The organism is Clostridium porci (assembly GCF_009696375.1).
Lineage (GTDB): Bacteria > Bacillota > Clostridia > Lachnospirales > Lachnospiraceae > Enterocloster > Enterocloster porci.
The window spans coordinates 79,568-95,426 of record NZ_VUMD01000002.1 but is presented as its reverse complement, the minus strand read 5'-3'; the positions used below and the strand labels follow the sequence as shown (position 1 = coordinate 95,426).

General features: G+C 45.7%; 18 protein-coding genes. 5 read left to right on the top strand and 13 right to left on the bottom strand.

Features of this window, described 5'->3' with window-relative positions; all coding sequences use genetic code 11:
- Positions 1-8: 8 nt before the first annotated feature.
- The 5 genes from FYJ39_RS02645 to FYJ39_RS02625 form a co-directional block, all read right to left on the bottom strand.
- Positions 9-209 (bottom strand): hypothetical protein, encoded by a 201-nt coding sequence (locus tag FYJ39_RS02645; protein ID WP_154470917.1) that lies wholly within the window; start codon positions 207-209, stop codon positions 9-11.
- Positions 206-520 carry a DUF3847 domain-containing protein gene (locus tag FYJ39_RS02640; protein WP_154470916.1) on the bottom strand — a complete coding sequence of 105 codons (315 nt, stop codon included), beginning with the start codon at positions 518-520 and terminating at the stop codon, positions 206-208. Before FYJ39_RS02640 ends, FYJ39_RS02645 begins: the two co-directional genes overlap by 4 nt.
- Positions 517-855: a DeoR family transcriptional regulator gene (locus FYJ39_RS02635; RefSeq protein WP_154470915.1), complete on the bottom strand. Its 339-nt coding sequence runs from the start codon at positions 853-855 to the stop codon at positions 517-519. The genes FYJ39_RS02640 and FYJ39_RS02635 overlap by 4 nt, the downstream gene beginning before the upstream one ends.
- Positions 856-1,047 (bottom strand): hypothetical protein, encoded by a 192-nt coding sequence (locus FYJ39_RS20415; RefSeq protein WP_195840359.1) that lies wholly within the window; start codon positions 1,045-1,047, stop codon positions 856-858. It lies immediately after the preceding gene.
- 137 nt (positions 1,048-1,184) lie between these two features.
- A complete protein-coding gene (locus FYJ39_RS02625) occupies positions 1,185-1,331 on the bottom strand; it encodes a hypothetical protein (RefSeq protein WP_154470913.1) in 147 nt (48 codons plus the stop codon).
- Positions 1,332-1,423: 92 nt separating this feature from the next.
- On the opposite strand from FYJ39_RS02625, the gene FYJ39_RS02620 reads away from it, so the two are divergent.
- A complete protein-coding gene (locus FYJ39_RS02620; protein ID WP_235919722.1) occupies positions 1,424-2,101 on the top strand; it encodes a transcriptional regulator in 678 nt (225 codons plus the stop codon).
- Positions 2,102-2,757: 656 nt separating this feature from the next.
- On the opposite strand, the gene FYJ39_RS20410 is transcribed toward FYJ39_RS02620, so the two are convergent.
- The 6 genes from FYJ39_RS20410 to FYJ39_RS02595 all read right to left on the bottom strand — a co-directional run bounded on the left by FYJ39_RS20410 (position 2,758) and on the right by FYJ39_RS02595 (position 7,440).
- Positions 2,758-2,913, bottom strand: a complete 156-nt coding sequence (locus FYJ39_RS20410) for a hypothetical protein (RefSeq protein WP_195840358.1) — start codon at positions 2,911-2,913, stop codon at positions 2,758-2,760.
- Positions 2,914-3,360: 447 nt separating this feature from the next.
- The gene (locus tag FYJ39_RS02615) at positions 3,361-3,960 is read right to left on the bottom strand and encodes a biotin transporter BioY (protein WP_154470912.1); all 600 of its coding nucleotides are present in this window, start codon (positions 3,958-3,960) and stop codon (positions 3,361-3,363) included.
- A gap of 244 nt (positions 3,961-4,204) precedes the next feature.
- Positions 4,205-5,512, bottom strand: a complete 1,308-nt coding sequence (locus FYJ39_RS02610; protein ID WP_154470911.1) for a TRAP transporter large permease — start codon at positions 5,510-5,512, stop codon at positions 4,205-4,207.
- A gap of 1 nt (position 5,513) precedes the next feature.
- The gene (locus tag FYJ39_RS02605) at positions 5,514-6,011 is read right to left on the bottom strand and encodes a TRAP transporter small permease (RefSeq protein ID WP_154470910.1); all 498 of its coding nucleotides are present in this window, start codon (positions 6,009-6,011) and stop codon (positions 5,514-5,516) included.
- A complete protein-coding gene (locus FYJ39_RS02600) occupies positions 6,012-7,061 on the bottom strand; it encodes a TRAP transporter substrate-binding protein (protein ID WP_235919721.1) in 1,050 nt (349 codons plus the stop codon).
- Positions 7,062-7,221: 160 nt separating this feature from the next.
- Positions 7,222-7,440, bottom strand: coding sequence for a helix-turn-helix domain-containing protein (locus tag FYJ39_RS02595; protein ID WP_154470909.1), 219 nt, complete (start codon positions 7,438-7,440; stop codon positions 7,222-7,224).
- 347 nt (positions 7,441-7,787) lie between these two features.
- Here FYJ39_RS02595 and FYJ39_RS02590 point away from each other — a divergent pair, with 347 nt between their 5' ends.
- Positions 7,788-9,008, top strand: coding sequence for a 6-phosphofructokinase (locus FYJ39_RS02590; RefSeq protein WP_154470908.1), 1,221 nt, complete (start codon positions 7,788-7,790; stop codon positions 9,006-9,008).
- Positions 9,009-9,335: 327 nt separating this feature from the next.
- Here the strand turns inward: FYJ39_RS02590 and uxuA are convergent, their stop codons facing one another.
- Positions 9,336-10,385: a mannonate dehydratase gene (gene uxuA, locus FYJ39_RS02585; RefSeq protein WP_154470907.1), complete on the bottom strand. Its 1,050-nt coding sequence runs from the start codon at positions 10,383-10,385 to the stop codon at positions 9,336-9,338.
- 248 nt (positions 10,386-10,633) lie between these two features.
- Here uxuA and FYJ39_RS02580 point away from each other — a divergent pair, with 248 nt between their 5' ends.
- Both FYJ39_RS02580 and FYJ39_RS02575 read left to right on the top strand, forming a co-directional pair.
- Positions 10,634-11,515: an AraC family transcriptional regulator gene (locus FYJ39_RS02580; protein WP_287847210.1), complete on the top strand. Its 882-nt coding sequence runs from the start codon at positions 10,634-10,636 to the stop codon at positions 11,513-11,515.
- A gap of 82 nt (positions 11,516-11,597) precedes the next feature.
- Entirely contained in the window at positions 11,598-12,581 is a 984-nt protein-coding gene (locus FYJ39_RS02575; protein ID WP_154470906.1) for a radical SAM protein, read from the top strand.
- Between the two features lie 986 nt (positions 12,582-13,567).
- On the opposite strand, the gene FYJ39_RS02570 is transcribed toward FYJ39_RS02575, so the two are convergent.
- On the bottom strand, positions 13,568-14,134 hold the full coding sequence (locus FYJ39_RS02570) for a manganese efflux pump MntP (protein ID WP_154470905.1): 567 nt from the start codon (positions 14,132-14,134) through the stop codon (positions 13,568-13,570).
- Positions 14,135-14,483: 349 nt separating this feature from the next.
- Between FYJ39_RS02570 and FYJ39_RS02565 the strand changes: the two genes are divergently transcribed.
- The gene (locus FYJ39_RS02565) at positions 14,484-15,848 is read left to right on the top strand and encodes an MATE family efflux transporter (RefSeq protein WP_154470904.1); all 1,365 of its coding nucleotides are present in this window, start codon (positions 14,484-14,486) and stop codon (positions 15,846-15,848) included.
- Positions 15,849-15,859 lie beyond the last annotated feature (11 nt).

Genomic DNA, 15,859 nt, shown 5'->3' with positions numbered 1-15,859 from the left:
TGATTCATCTACATGGGGTAGCTGGCGGCAGCCAGCGCAGGGGAAGCGTAGCGTCCCCTGTGATGATTGGAATCAGCCGCAAGTGTGCTGGCAATCATCCGCTTTCCGCAGGAAGCCCCCGGCAGGGCGCAACGCACCGGCTCGACCGGTGTATAGTTGCTCCCTCTTTCAGAGGGGTAGCCGCGGACTGCGGCTCTGGAAGCAATCATGGCCGTTTCCGGCCTGCGTCCTCTCCCTGAAAATCGCTGTTATCGCCGAACATTTTTTCCATAAGCTGCCGGGTGCTGTTTTTGTGCAACAGCAACTTCAAGAACAAGCTGACCTGTTCATCCGTGATGGCTTCCGAGTGGGGAAGGTAGCTTTCCAGCATGGCGGCTCTGGTACAAAGCCGGTGTGTCCGCTCCTTCCGTGTCAGAGCCTTGGCCTGATGGGTCAGGCGTTTTTCCTCCTGCTGTGCCCAGCGCAGCTTCTTTTCTGTTTTCTCTATCTCCTGATTGAGCGTTTCCAAATTTTCCTTCATAAGCGGCTGTCCTCCTTCTTGGGAATGAGTACATATATCTTGTTGGGTTCCCCGAAGCCCTGACGCACCCGCAGTATCAGTCCGGCGTCCTCCAACTCATTCAGGGAACGCTTCACGGTCATGGTGCTGCGGGCAAGTGCCGCCGCCAGTTCCACGATGGGGAAATGGATAAATAAAATCCCGTTGGCGTCCTCTATGCCGGATACGAAAATAATATCCAACATCCGGGCGTACATGACCTTGGCGGTGCTGCTGATAGGGAGCCGCAGCATGGCTCTCGGCAGCGGCATACAGGGTGGCAGGGTGGTGTCTGCGGTCATAAATTCAACATCCATTCAAGCGGTGTCCTCCTTTGCTTTTCGTTTTGAGCGTTTGGAAAGATAATGGGGGCAGTCCACAATGACCGCCCGGAAACTCTGCTTGCAAGTGCGCTGGCATTTCCGGCAAAGGTCGTTGTACCTTACCCGCCCCCGTTCATTGAGGAAGAAGGACAGTTCCAGCTTCCTCTTTTCCGGCATTCTCGGCATAGTGCCTCCTTAAACAAAAAACCGCCCATTTCAGCCATAACAGCCGCAATAGACGGATAGCAGATTTTAGTGTCGTGTTTCGGGGCAATTTTCAAGGAAAAAGCGGCCATAGAAGCGCTCGGAAATCCCCCGTAGTATTACGGATAGGGTAGACTATGCCCTATCATATTGTTGTGTCTCGGTATCAATTCGGTGTTCATTTTCGCCGATTCTCCCTGATGTCGTTCCTGCCCCTGGCTCTCACAACGGCGTTTCGCTCCCTTTGGTACGCTCGTTGTGGTCATGATTCCTCCATTTCCCTGCCGCAAGTCACTGTGCTACATCGCCGGGGAGCATATCCCATACAGGCCGGTCATTCGATTGGAATAATCCATCGATGAACTACCTGTATCATAGCTCATTTTTGTTCCATTTCTATGAGGTGTCCGTTGATTATCTGCTGTGCCGGACGGAGAATAGGGAGCAGGCCAACACGCCTTTGATGGATTTGCATTTGACGGATGAAATGGTGGCGCTGTTGAAAAGCGACCGTATTAACAACCGACTCCTGTGTGAGATTGTTGCCAACGATAAATTTGAGCAGCTTATGACCGACACGGAGATTTACATAGACGGCCATGCAACCTCTACCTTCCGCAGCCTTTATGAGTCTTTGCAAGAACAGCGGCAGACCATCATTCAGAAATACAAGCAGGTAGATAAGGATTTCTATTCGCAGACACTTCTCGCCGCAGAAGTAAAGGAAGAAGATTTCTTCTGCCATGTGACGCACAAAACATGGGACGCCATCCTCCATGACATACGGAAATCCCATGAGCATGACATTGACAGCACGCCGGATTATTCTGTTGCAAAGAAAGTTGCTTTGGAAATCCGGAAAGCCATTCAATTCTCCGGGGATTATCTCGGAAAGGTGTGGGCGGTCATTTTCAATATGCTCGGCATTGACTTTTACAAACTGCCCTCTGATGAACAGATGATATTGAAAAAGATACTGTCAAAATCCCCCACTATCAAAAACAGCCCGGTTAACTTCCGGCGCAAGAGAAAATAAAAAAACAGCCGCCTATGGAATTTGTTTCCGTTAGCAGCTGCCTTTTTCCTGTATTAAATTTTCTTTCAGATAAAATACCCAAAATACTGCATTAGGGCAAAAAAATTCAGGCATAAATAAATTGAAGGAAAAAGTGAAGGGACCTACAACCCCACAATCAAATATTTTGTAATTTTAAATAATAGTGATTCCACAAAATCATTTGCTGAGACAAATAAAACGACACTGGTTTCTTTCCTTAGGGAATCTCACACGAAAAACCTTGAAAAGCTCCGCGCGTATGACCGCATAAAAACGTGGGCGTACAGGGTGGAAAAGAGGCGCAAGCCACAATTTAAAACCGAATACCCGCCATAGCAGAACGAAATTTCCTAATCGCAGGAAATCTCTTTTTTTCGCTTCAAACCAAAGAGTAATTGAATGGCAGAAAAAACATACGCAGATCATCGAAGTAAAACCCGCGCCCCACCAGACGGACGGCATTCTGGCAGCGGAGATTGGAAGGCAGCCCCTGATCACCGAGATATTTTTTCGACCACGACAGCAAGGACACCTTTCAAGACACGCTGATAAAGGCAATCCTTGCCGAACAGATAGCATAAATGACGGAATCAATAATTGTCAAGAATAAAGCGGGCCTTTGGCTGGCGTCTTTTTTACGAAACAGGCCTTCTCTTTGCATTAGGTCCCATCCCCTCGCGCCTGGAATTATGTGCCTGATTCTGATTCTCCGGTTTGACTTTTTCTGTGATGCTGTTAAATAGCTCATTTGCTTTCTTCTGCGCCAGTTGTTCTGTTTTATCCTTATTCATTTTTATCACCTCTGCCATAGTATGCAGAAAACCCTGATGTATTATTCTTTACTTACCAGAATAAGATTAAAATAAAATAAATTTATGATAATGTGTATATAATTCTCAAAGGCGTTCATAATAGGAGTATACACAAAAGAGAAAATAATTAATACTTATCCTCCCCTTTTTAATCCGGTTTGCTTACAATACGTAGGCAGACCGGATTTTTTATACGCCAAATCTTTTTTCCTTATTTTATACCTTGCTGTTGTGATGCCTGAATTTTCCCTCACATATAAAATAAACAGGAATAATATGGCAAAAACACCATATTACACCTGTTTATCAATCTTCCCTCCATCTCTGGAACAAACATGCTAGGGCATACGTTCATGACCTAAACGGAGTCAGTGAAGCGGTAAATGATGGGAGACGCTTCATTTACAGGCCCCCAGACCACCACTCTTACTGCAAAAGCCGCTTAACCACCGGACGAAGCCTCCCTGCTACGATAACAGCCAGCACACAAAGTACATAGTCTGGAAGCATCGTTGGCAGACAATACAGTGCAAAGATTGCTCCCAACCCGACAGTATTAGGCATTACGACTACAAAATGGGTAATAAAATAAAAATAAAGAATTCCCATACCATAATAAATCACATATCCCACAGTTGCGGAAACCATTCCAGCGCTGATTTTAGATGAACGCATCCGCTCACACACCTTTCCCATAGCATACGCTGCCAGAGCAAACCCAAGCAGGAACCCAAAAGTAGGGCGAAGCAGATAGGAGGGGCCACCGCCCCGCGCAAATACAGGAATCCCTACCAGACCAATCAGCAAATAGGTTGTCACGCTTAAAAAGGCTCTTTTTGAGCCTAGTAAAAGGCCTGCCAGAAGCACAAAAAACCACTGTAAAGTAAAGTTCATGGTATCCGCTCCAACTGGTATAACAATTTTAATAAATGCACCAACTGCCGTTAATGCGGCAAATAACCCGCATATAGTCAGATCCCTTGTCATAACCTGCCGTTGTGCCATTGTGCTGCTTGCTTGTTTCATACATGCCACCCCTTTTGTCTAAATATATTTGTAAATGATTCTACTACTTTTTTAGTATTTAGACAACCATATATTTTAAAACAGAAGCCGCATTCTTAGGTATTCTCGTTGCTAGATAAGAAGCCAATACGGCAACCGTATTATATTCTGGCCCAAAATAAGTAACCCCTGAAGCAGTCCTCAAATATACCAAAAAGAGAGGGGGCCTCTCTCTGTGAATACAATTACATCACGAATCCCCCCGCTACACATACCCTAAAAGCCCCGGAATCCACATAGAAATGATCGGAATATAGGATACCAGCAGCAGAACCACAAAAATAGCTGCAAAGTACAGTAGCAAAGGCTTAATTACCCTTTCAATCCTGGTTTTCCCAACCTTCACTCCAACAAACAGAGTCGTCCCCACAGGAGGCGTAATGGTTCCAATACACAGATTAAATATCATCATAATACCAAAATGCACCGTATTCATCCCCAGTCTCTGACAGATGGGCAGAAAAATCGGGGTAAAAATCAGACATGCAGGAGTCATATCCATAAAGGTACCAATGATCAGCAGCAGGATATTGATAATAAACAGAATGACATACCGGTTATTGCTGATTCCCAGCATTGCCTCGGAAACAGCCCCAGGTATTCCTGTAAAGGCCATAACCCAGCTCATAATGCTAGACACGCCAATCAGGAAAATGATAATCCCCGTCATCTCCGCACTGTCCAGAAAAATCTCCGGCAGCTCTGAAAGTCTAATGGATTTGTAGAAAAACAGGGATAGTATCAGACTGTAAACTACTGCTACCACGCTTCCCTCGGTCGCCGTAAAGATACCGCTGATAATGCCTCCAATTACGATTACAATCATCAAAAGGCAGGGCAATGCCTGAAAGATTACCTTTAACTTCTCTCCGGAGTCCAGCCTCTGGCTGCTTCGGTATCCCTTCTTCTTAGCATAATAAAAGATAACCGCCATACAGGCAAGCCCCCAAAGGATTCCCGGAAGATAGCCTGCCATAAATAGAGCCGCCACAGAGGTTCCGCCGCTGACCAGGGAGTAGGTAATCATAACATTGCTTGGAGGAATCAGCAGCCCTGTTGGAGCTGTAGCAATGTTGGCAGCCGCAGAGAAATCCCTGTCATAGCCTTCCTCCTCCTCAATGGGCCCGATAATGGAGCCCATAGCCGAGGCAGCAGCCGTGCCAGAACCAGAGATAGCGCCGAACAGCATGTTAGCCACCGCATTGGTGTGGGCCAGAGCTCCCGGAATCTGTCCGGTAAACAGCTTTGCAAACCTAATAAGACGGATGGCAATTCCACCCTTGTTCATAATATTCCCTGCCAGAATAAAGAAGGGAATAGCCAGCAGGCTGAACACGGAAATACCGGAAAAGATTCGCTGTGCTCCCGTAAGCACCGACGCGCCTGCATTCAACACAGGCAGGATAGCACAGATGGAGGATACGGCCAGCGCTACCGCAATCGGCACACCAGCCAGAAGCATGACCAGCAAAAGAACCAGAATCATCAGGCCGCAAGCTACCGCAATATCCATGCTACACCTCCTCCCTTTTACTGAAATCCGTATGCACCATGTCAGCCGCATTCATCAGGCTGAATATCATAATCAAAACCCCTGTCACAGGAACAATCACGTATATATAGCCCATAGGCACACGCAGGGACGCCGTGGTCTGAATCATAGTCAGTTTCGTGATGGAAACGCCTCCATAAACCATCACCACCCCTGCAAAGGTAAAGACTAGCAGATCAATGGCAATCTCCAGGCATTTTTTAGCCCTTCCGCAAAGCTTATCCGCCAGAAAGCCCATGCGCATGTGATCCCGTTTGCCAAATACATAGGCAGCGGCCATGAGAGACATCCATGTAAAGGAGTAGGTCAGCAGCTCCTCAGAAACCGTGCTTGGCCGGTTAAAGAAATATCTGGTTACAATCTGATAGGTTCCGATAACAGTCATGGCCGCAAAGAGACAAATAATGAATATACCCAGCACATGCAAGATAGCGGCTCTTACTTTATGCATTCCTTCCATTTACTGTTCTCCCTTCCCTTTCTCATTGGCTTCCTGAATGTGTCTGTATAGATCTGCAATCTTAGGATTTTCCTTCAGCATCTTTTCATGAAGAGGCAGAACCCTCTGTTTAAATACCTCCACATCTACATCAATAAATTCCACTCCCATATCCTTCACAGCGATATTCTTGGCTTCCTGAATGCTCTTGTCCCACTCTTCCAGTTCCACCTGTGTAGACAAGGCTGCCGCTTCCTCGAAAATGCCATATTCATCAGGACTTAAGCTATTTAAGAATTTAAGGTTCGCTACCAGCATATCCGGAACCATCTGATGCTTGTTATAAGCATAATACTTTGCAACCTCCCCATGCTTATTATTTGTAAGAGCCAGTTCATTGTTCTCCGCTCCGTCAATCACTCCCTGCTGAATTGCTGTATAAACCTCTCCAAAGCCCATAGGAGCCGCAGCGGCGCCAAAGGCATTGACCATGGACACGCTGGCAGGGCTTGGCTGCACTCTGATCTTTTTCCCCTTTAAATCATCCGGAATATGAATCGGAGTTTTAGAATAGAAGTTTCTTGTACCTGCGTTATACCAGGTTACAACACGGAATCCGGCCTCATCGGTGGAAGCGTAGACCTGCTCCATATATTCCGTATCCTGCATAACAGACTTATACACCTCTTCGGAATCAAATAGATACGGCATGCTGAATATTTCATATACGCTTGCGAAGGTTTCCAGATTGGCAGTTCCCGCCACCACAAAATCAATGGCTCCCGTCTGCGTCAGCTCAATGGCCTTCTGGCTGGAACCCAGAATTTCATTAGGAAATATCTGTACCTCATACTTATCCCCCAGGCGTTTCTCTACATACTCCTTAAAGGCCAGAAGCCCAATATGCTCCGGATGGGTTTCCGACTGACCATGAGAGATACGGATAATCCGTTTCCCTGAGGTAATCGCACCACAGCCCGTCATGCTTATCCCAACAGCAGCAGCCAGAACACAGACTGTCAGTTTTTTCATCATTCTTCTCACTTCTTTTCCATTCCTTTCCCCGTTCATAACAAAGATCCTGACAAACCTAAGATAGATGCAACAGCGCTCACTTTTGCACTGCTCATTACCTACATCAATATTCTGGACTAAAATTCTGTTCTCATACTATTGAATCAAAGAGAGGTGCCTGTCTATTCTCTTCAATAGGATACACCTCATATAAAGGCTATAAAGCCTGATCCTTATCTGAGGGTACATAGGTCGCGATGTCCTTAATCTCACAATTCAGTATTCTGCACAAATCGTTAACTGTTTTCATGGAAATATCCTTATTATGCTTCAGCCTGTGCAGGGTACTATCTGACAGCTTGTGCTTTTTCGTCAGCGTATACCAGTTTTCATCAGATTTCTCCAGCGTTCTCCAGAATGGTGTATAATCTATCATTGCTATCTCCTGTATTTTTTAAGCTCCACGAGAGCCAGTTATTGATAGATTAAGAATAAATTATATTATAAATATTGAATACCTTCGCTATAACGAATACCAACAGCCACAGTATCCTCCAAAAGCAATTAGCAGCGTATACCAGGTTGTTGCAAAGCAGGATATAAACAATTTCTCATGGATACTTATAAGAGTACGTTGCATTGTCTAGTTATTTATTATATACTCATAGAGCATGTTTGAACAATGAGCTCCTCCTGTGCTGCTGTAGCGCACAACCGCTATACAATAGCGGGAATCAATGTTTAAACACGCTCTAGCAAGTCTAACATAGGAGGAAACAGATTATGAAAAAAAATATTCTGGTGGGCCAGTCCGGCGGGCCTACGGCTGTAATTAATTCCAGCTTATATGGTGTAATTGACGGCTGGATGACCCATTCCCATATGATGGGTACCGTTTATGGCATGGTTAACGGGGTGGAGGGTTTTCTCTCAGGAAATTACGTAGACCTTTTAGATACATTGAGTTCTGAGGATTTACAGCTTTTAAAGCAGACGCCTGCGGCTTATCTTGGCTCCTGCCGCTTTAAACTGCCGGAACACCTGGATGCCTCCGTATATGGACTTCTTTTTGAAAAGTTTAAGGCCCTGGATATCGGTATCTGCCTTTACATCGGGGGAAATGATTCTATGGATACGGTGGATAAGCTTTCGCGCTGTGCGAAGCTGCTCCATGAAGATATTGTGTTTATCGGTGTTCCCAAAACCATTGACAACGATCTGCCGGTGACGGATCATACTCCGGGATACGGAAGCGCGGCAAAGTATGTAGCTTCTACGGTACGGGAGATTTCACTTGACGCGGCAGTCTATCAGAAGCCCGCTGTTACCATTGTGGAGCTGATGGGAAGGCATGCAGGATGGGTTACGGCGGCAAGCTGTCTGGCAAGGCGTTTTCCGGAGGATAATCCTTTATTGATTTATATGCCTGAGGTACCCTTTGAGATGGAGCGTTTTTTTAAGGATCTGGAGGAAGCCCTTGCTAAGCAGCCGAATGTCGTTGTATGTGTGTCGGAGGGGATTCAGGACAGATCCGGGAGACTTATCTGCGAATATTCAAATGAAGCGCAGGTAGATAACTTTGGCCATAAAATGCTTACAGGCTGCGGAAAGCTGCTGGAAAGCTATGTACGAAACCGGTTCCAGGTAAAGGTTCGATCCGTTGAGTTAAATGTAAATCAGAGATGCAGCGGGCTTCTTGCATCTGGCAGGGATGTGGAGGAAGCAGTAGAGGCAGGGCGCACAGCTGTAAAATTAGGGCTTCTGGGAGAAACAGGAAAAATGGTTACGTTTAAGCGCCGGATTGGAGCTGGGTATAAGGTGGAGTATGGAGCTACAGATGTAGGAAATGTATGTAATAAGGAAAAAAAATTTCCGGTGGAATGGATTACGGAAAATCACAGGGATATTAGGCCGGAATTTTTAAGCTATGGGCTGCCGTTGATTCAGGGAGAGGTGAAGCATGTAACGGAGCATGGATTGCCTCGGTATATTTCCAGAGAGTAATGGATTAGGCACCGGGAATTACCACTGTCTTTCCTCTTCGATCAATTCCGAATCCCATAGGCTGCCTTTCACTGTACGCACCTGAGTGAGCTTCGTTTCATCAGATACGCTTCAAAATAAAAATACGATAGCAGATTATACAAAAATCTGCCTCTCTCAACAAAATCACGGTTCCAGTTGATTTTTATAGCTGCTGGAACCGTGATTTTTTATGCACCATCTTCGTGAACCGGTTTTGCTACATCTCCTTTTAATGCTTATATCCATTTCACCACTCAGGATATAAAGCTGCATAGTGTCACGAAACGTTTTTGCGCCTCGATACCCTTATTCATTCATCCGTTCAGCTGCCTCGAAAAGACCATTTAAATAGGTAGCGCCCAAGGCCCTGTCATAAAGCCCATAGCCTGCGCGCCCTGTCTCCCCCCAGATCATGCGTCCGTGATCTGGTCTGACGTAGCCATCAAAGCCATTATCAACAAGTGCCTTGACAATACCGAACATATCCAGGGAGCCGCAGGCGGAAAGGTGCGCTCTCTCCTCAAATCCATTGTCCAATACCTTTACATTTCTCATATGAGCAAAATGAATTCTTCCCATAGACGCATACTTTGCTGCCATTCTTACCACATCATTTTGGGAAGAACAGCCCAGAGAACCGGTGCACAGAGTAATGCCATTGTGCTTATCATCTACCAGCTTTAAAAATTTATCCAGATTTTCCTCACAAGTAATAATTCTGGGCAGTCCGAATATACTCCAGCATGGGTCATCCTCATGGATAGCCATATTTACATCCAACTCCGCAGCTACGGGAATCACCCGCTCCAGGAAATATTTTAAATGATCCCACAGCATTTCCTCAGTCAGACTATGATATTCCTCCACTACGGCCTTTAATTCATCTCTTGTGTAGCTGGAATCCCAGCCCGGAAGGGTTAAATCGCTTTCGCTGTTTAATGGGTTTACTGCATCTACCTGCTCCTGATAGTATACCAGAGAGGTGGAGCCATCTGCCAGCCTGTGATCAATCTGCGTTCTTGTCCAATCGAATACAGGCATGAAATTATAACAGATACACTTGACTCCGGCCTCAGCCACACGGCGCACGTTCTCACAATAATTGTCAATATATCTGTCTCTGGCCGGCTTGCCCAGCTTAATATCCTCATGAACCGGAATGGACTCAATTACGTCAAAGCCAAGACCTGCATTCTCTACCTGCGTTTTCAGCCTGGCAATGCTCTCACGGCTCCAAACCTGACCCACAGGCACATCATAAACTGCTGTAACGATGGACTTCATACCTGGGATCTGGCGGATGTGCTCCAGGGTCACTTTATCATCTTCCCCGTACCATCTGAATGATAACTTCATGTGTAACTCCTCCTTGTTATAAGCCCTTAGCGGGCATGCTCTGGCCTCTTACATGTGATACCTGTCATCTTTTCCTTACGCCCTTCACACCAACCAAAGCAGCATGCCGCTGGTTTCACTTGCCCTTCAATCTGCTTTCATTATAGCAGATTGAAGCCTGTCGTCTATAGTGTTACTTGTTGTGCATATTGCAAATATTGTTGTTTCGTGCTAAGATTAATTGAATAAGTAAGAAGGAGGCCCTCCCAGTGAAAAAAAAGCTTTCCTCAGATTTCAGCACACGACAGTATATGCAGTCCTCAGATTTCGAGCTGTTCTACTATAGGGATGCTGCTCTGAAATCTGTGGACGCCCATGCACATAACTACTACGAATTTTATTTTTTCCTGGAAGGGGACGTTCAATACCATATCGGAGAAAAAGCTTACAAGCTGGCGTATGGAGACTGTCTTCTGATTCCTCCTGGTCTTCCGCACTATCCTGAATTTTTGTCCTTTGACAAGCCCTACCGCCGTTTCGTATTCTGGTTGGGAGAATCCTATTACGCAAAGCTTAGGCAGTGGAACCCGGATATAGCCTACGCATTTGACTATGCGGACAGCAGCCAAGCCTACCGCCTGCCCACCGATTACATCACCGCCCAGGAGATTCAGGGGAAGCTGACAGAGCTGATCGAGGAAACCAAAAGCGCACGGCCCTTTTGCCATCTGGCTTCAGAGCTTTCTGCCTTATCCTTTCTGGTTTATGTGAACCGGCTGCTCTATGATAGTCTGAACCCAGCGTCTCCTGTCTATGAAAATGTCTTGTATCTGAGCATTTGCGACTATATTAACCAGCATCTGGAGGAGAATTTAAGCCTGGACAGCCTTTCGGCCTTTTTCTATGTGAGTAAATACCATATCTCCCACATTTTTAAAGACAATATGGGCATTCCACTCCACCAATATATTTTAAAAAAACGCCTCCATGCCAGCAAAAACGCCGTTCTCTCAGATCAGCCCATAGGCCATATATATCATCAATATGGATTTAAGGATTACACCAGCTTTTTTCGGGCCTTTAAAAAAGAATACGGCGTGTCCCCCAGGGAATACAGAGAACAGCACCGCCTCCCTGAACAGCAGGCTTGAAGCCCTGTCATTTTTAGGTTCATTTTCGACTGGCAGCGGCATAGCCGCTCTGGAGCTAGTATACCATGAATCAGGAGCCTCTATGGATATTAATAGCCATCATTCAGATTTTCTATCCTTTAAAACCTATGCCAACTGCCAGCTCTGCCCCAGACGCTGCGGGGCAGACCGCAGCAGCAGACCAGGCTTTTGCGGCCTGAACCATAAGCTAAGGGCTGCCAGAGCCGCGCTTCACCATTGGGAGGAGCCTGCCTTAAGCGGCCCGGCTGAAGGGCCTGGAGGCAGCGGAACTGTCTTTTTCTCTGGCTGTACCCTCCGCTGCTGTTTCTGTCAGAATCATGCCATAAGCAGAGAAAACTTCGGTAAAGAAATAACCGCTGACGCGCTTGCTCAGATCTTTCTAAATCTTCAAAGCCAGGGCGCCTATAATATCAATCTGGTCACAGCCACCCAATTTCTGCCCCATATTACAGCCGCTCTGGATAAGGTACGACACAAGCTACACATTCCTGTGGTATATAATTCCGGCGGATATGAGCGAACACAAACTGTAAAGGCGTTAAAAGATTATGTAGATATATGGCTGCCTGACTTTAAATACTTTGACAATCGTCTGGGCATCAGATATTCACAGGCCGGAGACTACTTTGAAACCGCGTCAGAGGCTATCCTTCAAATGATAGAGCAGACCGGCTCCCCTGTCTGGAAGGCTGAACAGACGATCAGCAGCCCTTATAGATCCTCCTCTGCAGCCTTACCCCTTCTGGAATCCGGGGTCATCATCCGCCATCTCGTCCTTCCCAGCCATAAGGATGATTCCATCGCCCTACTGCACTGGATCAAGACGCACCTGCCTGAAGGCCAATACCTGCTGAGCCTTATGAGTCAGTATACTCCCTATGGTTCAAATAAGGATTGCCCGGAGCTTAACCGCCATATTACTACCTACGAATACAACAGGGTTATTGATACCGCCGTCAGTCTCGGACTCACCCAAGGGTATATGCAGCAAAAAAGCAGCGCAGGCAAAGAATATACGCCCCCCTTTCATTTGGAGGGCCTATAGAGCGACGATTCGTTTTTACTTCCACAATGTAGGGAAATCACCATCCGCATTCCCCACGTTATCCAGGCTGCCGCAGCTGACACAATAAATCAAAAAAAGCGCAAAGCCGGCGGCTTTGGCGCACATACTTCTCCTCTGTCTGTAAAACACAAATTGAAAGCGAGTACCGAAATCTTCGACTTACTGCCTCTCGATTACGATACCCGCTTTCTGACTACGATGTCCATTGGACTCAGCCTCTCTTTTCCGAAACAATCGTTTCTTTTTATATATGAAATTATTACACCCCTCTGCTGCCTGCGCTCCCTCATCCTCCGCATTTGCTTACTTACGGTTAATCCATTTTCCCTCTGCTTATTTACTATCCGGTATCACCCTTTTCGACCTTCCTAATACTTTCTCGTCCTATTACGAAGCCGAATCCGCAACGATTGCTGTTATACTCTTTAGATAGTGGTTGAAAATATCATTACCCATTACGTATCAATGCATGCTATTTGAAACGCTTCTTCTTAGAATCTTTCCAATCGATTGAATCAATTAATTTCCATCAATTTAGGAATTGCTTTCAACTATCTGAGGTTGCTTCATTTAGCAGAATGGTTTCTCCTGGTTTAATATACGGCTAAATCTCTTTGAAGCTATATATTAAACAAAGTTTCGTCTTTGGTGGTCCGTACCTCCTTTGCTTGGATTTTATTGCTTTTGTGAACTGATGGTCTACAGCTCTTATGTTTCTTTTTCTCTGTCTTTTGTTATCTTTATTATAATAAACAAACCGATATTTGTCAATGCTTTTTTTATTTTTTCCTGTATTTTTTAGGTTATTTTTATATTGAATCAATTTATTATAATTGTTTAAATTATTTTATATTATTCACCGTTTATATCCTTATTATTTGCCAAATATTCAGAATATTATTTCAAAAACATTTACTTTTGAAAAATACACCTTATGTTTTCCATCCTGTTTCAATATTGAGTCTCTAAAATGGTAAAAACCCTAGGTGTTCCAGAAGTATTTTCATACCCATCAGGATAAGTATCAGTCCTCCAGCCAGCTCTGCCTTGGACTTGTATCTGCAGCCAAAGACATTTCCTGTCTTAACGCCAATCATAGACAGAGAGAAGGTCACAACGCCTATAAATGATACGGCAGGAAGGATATCCACGTTTAAAAACGAAAAGGTTACGCCTACGGCCAGGGCGTCAATGCTGGTAGCAACAGCCAGCAGCGTCATATGTTTCATATCCAGGGAGCTATCTGTATATTCCTCCTCATGACTCAGGGCTTCCTTTACCATATTCCCCCCAATTATGACCAGCAGTAGAAACGCAATCCAATGATCATAAGCCCGGATACTCAGGCTAAAGCTGGAGCCGAGAACATAGCCTAAAAAAGGCATGACTGCCTGAAAACCACCAAAATACAGGCCTACGACACAGGCGCCTTTCCAATTCATCCTGGGCATAGCCAGTCCCTTACAGACAGCTACAGCAAAAGCGTCCATAGACAAACCCACAGCGATTATGAATAACTCAGTTAATGACATAACAGTTCCTCCTTGGTATTGGTTTAATATATGGGAAAGCACATAAAAAAAGACCCATCTATGGCACAGCACGCCATAGATAAGTCTCATTATTTAAAATAAAGCCAGATAGAATCACTATCAGTGTGTTGACTTTATTACATGCCGGGGCATGTCAACTACTCCCTTACCACTTGCTACATTTTACCGGACAAAAAGCCGATTGTCAAGAAAATTTCTCATGAAAAAGCCCATTAAAATCCGCATCAGAATCCATTGTAAAAATCCATGCCTTGTGCTACACTGAAAAGAACGCAAGAAAACCCTGAAGCATTCTGGAGCAATATGAATAACAGGAGGAATTTACCAAATGAAAAAGTCATATGAAATAGATATGTGCAGCGGAACACTGCTGGGCAAAATTCTTATGTTTACTCTGCCCTTAATGCTGTCAGGCATCCTCCAGCTTCTATTCAATGCGGCTGATATCATTGTGGTTGGACGGTTTACAGGCAGCACGGCTCTGGCCGCCGTTGGCTCTACCTCGGCTCTTATTAACCTACTGATTAATGTGTTCCTGGGCCTGTCTGTTGGCGTCAATGTTTTAGTTGGAACATACTATGGCGGACAGCAGTCCAAGGATGTTAACGAAACGATCCACACAGCCATTGCCACCAGCCTTATAAGCGGTCTCTTTCTGATCATTCTTGGCCTCTGCGCAGCAAGGCCCCTTCTCCATCTTATGGGAACACCGGATGATGTACTGGATCAGGCTGTGCTCTATATGCGGATTTACTTCCTGGGAATGCCGGCACTGATGACCTACAACTTCGGATCAGCCATACTACGATCAGTGGGGGACACCAGGCGTCCCCTGTACTTTCTCTTTGCTGCCGGGGTGGTGAATGTATGTCTGAATCTGGTGTTTGTCATAGGCTTCGGGATGGGCGTAGACGGCGTAGGCTGGGCAACAGTTCTATCAGAGCATATCTCGGCCATACTGGTTATCAAAAGCCTGTCGGAGGCTCCAGGGCCCCTCAGGCTCTCCCTTAGAAAGCTCCATATCCATAAGCAAAAGCTAGTACGGATTGTGAAAATAGGTCTCCCGGCTGGGATGCAGGGAGCTATCTTTTCCATTTCCAATGTACTGATTCAGTCCTCCGTTAATTCCTTCGGTTCCATCGCTATGGCAGGGAACACGGCGTCATCCAATATTGAGGGCTTTGTCTATACAGCTATGAATTCAGTGTACCAGACCAACTTAAGCTTTACCAGCCAGAACCTGGGCGGCAAAAAATACAGCCGTATTAACCGGATTCTTTATATCTGTCTGGGTGTAGTTACCCTGGTAGGCATAATCCTGGGGCTAGGAGCCGTTCTGGGTGGAAATTATCTCCTGAGAATTTATTCCTCTGACACAGAGGTGATCCATTACGGCATGCTTCGATTGACAATCATATGCGGAACCTACTTCCTTTGTGGTATTATGGATTGTATGGTTGGCAGCCTGCGGGGGCTGGGTTATTCCATTATTCCTATGTTCGTGTCTCTGACGGGAGCCTGCGGCATCCGGGTGCTGTGGGTATTTACCGTCTTTGCGGCCCACCGGTCCTTGGATGTTCTTTATCTGTCCTATCCTGTATCCTGGAGCATAACGGCTCTGGCCCATATGGTGACTTTCCGCAAAATACGGCGCAAGCTGCCGAAAAAGGATGCGGTTCCTCTTGAGAAGTAGCAAAAACGGTT

Excerpts from the sequence above, each read along its gene's own strand:
- FYJ39_RS02595 (WP_154470909.1), bottom strand. The coding sequence starts at position 7,440 with ATGATAGATTATACACCATTCTGGAGAACGCTGGAGAAATCTGATGAA.
- FYJ39_RS02565 (WP_154470904.1), top strand. The coding sequence starts at position 14,484 with ATGAAAAAGTCATATGAAATAGATATGTGCAGCGGAACACTGCTGGGC.
- FYJ39_RS02570 (WP_154470905.1), bottom strand. The coding sequence starts at position 14,134 with ATGTCATTAACTGAGTTATTCATAATCGCTGTGGGTTTGTCTATGGAC.
- FYJ39_RS20415 (WP_195840359.1), bottom strand. The coding sequence starts at position 1,047 with ATGCCGAGAATGCCGGAAAAGAGGAAGCTGGAACTGTCCTTCTTCCTC.
- FYJ39_RS02590 (WP_154470908.1), top strand. The coding sequence starts at position 7,788 with ATGAAAAAAAATATTCTGGTGGGCCAGTCCGGCGGGCCTACGGCTGTA.
- FYJ39_RS02615 (WP_154470912.1), bottom strand. The coding sequence starts at position 3,960 with ATGAAACAAGCAAGCAGCACAATGGCACAACGGCAGGTTATGACAAGG.
- FYJ39_RS02610 (WP_154470911.1), bottom strand. The coding sequence starts at position 5,512 with ATGGATATTGCGGTAGCTTGCGGCCTGATGATTCTGGTTCTTTTGCTG.
- FYJ39_RS02625 (WP_154470913.1), bottom strand. The coding sequence starts at position 1,331 with ATGACCACAACGAGCGTACCAAAGGGAGCGAAACGCCGTTGTGAGAGC.
- FYJ39_RS02605 (WP_154470910.1), bottom strand. The coding sequence starts at position 6,011 with ATGGAAGGAATGCATAAAGTAAGAGCCGCTATCTTGCATGTGCTGGGT.
- FYJ39_RS02620 (WP_235919722.1), top strand. The coding sequence starts at position 1,424 with ATGAACTACCTGTATCATAGCTCATTTTTGTTCCATTTCTATGAGGTG.
- FYJ39_RS02635 (WP_154470915.1), bottom strand. The coding sequence starts at position 855 with ATGGATGTTGAATTTATGACCGCAGACACCACCCTGCCACCCTGTATG.
- FYJ39_RS02575 (WP_154470906.1), top strand. The coding sequence starts at position 11,598 with ATGGATATTAATAGCCATCATTCAGATTTTCTATCCTTTAAAACCTAT.
- FYJ39_RS20410 (WP_195840358.1), bottom strand. The coding sequence starts at position 2,913 with ATGAATAAGGATAAAACAGAACAACTGGCGCAGAAGAAAGCAAATGAG.
- FYJ39_RS02600 (WP_235919721.1), bottom strand. The coding sequence starts at position 7,061 with ATGAACGGGGAAAGGAATGGAAAAGAAGTGAGAAGAATGATGAAAAAA.
- uxuA (WP_154470907.1), bottom strand. The coding sequence starts at position 10,385 with ATGAAGTTATCATTCAGATGGTACGGGGAAGATGATAAAGTGACCCTG.
- FYJ39_RS02645 (WP_154470917.1), bottom strand. The coding sequence starts at position 209 with ATGATTGCTTCCAGAGCCGCAGTCCGCGGCTACCCCTCTGAAAGAGGG.
- FYJ39_RS02640 (WP_154470916.1), bottom strand. The coding sequence starts at position 520 with ATGAAGGAAAATTTGGAAACGCTCAATCAGGAGATAGAGAAAACAGAA.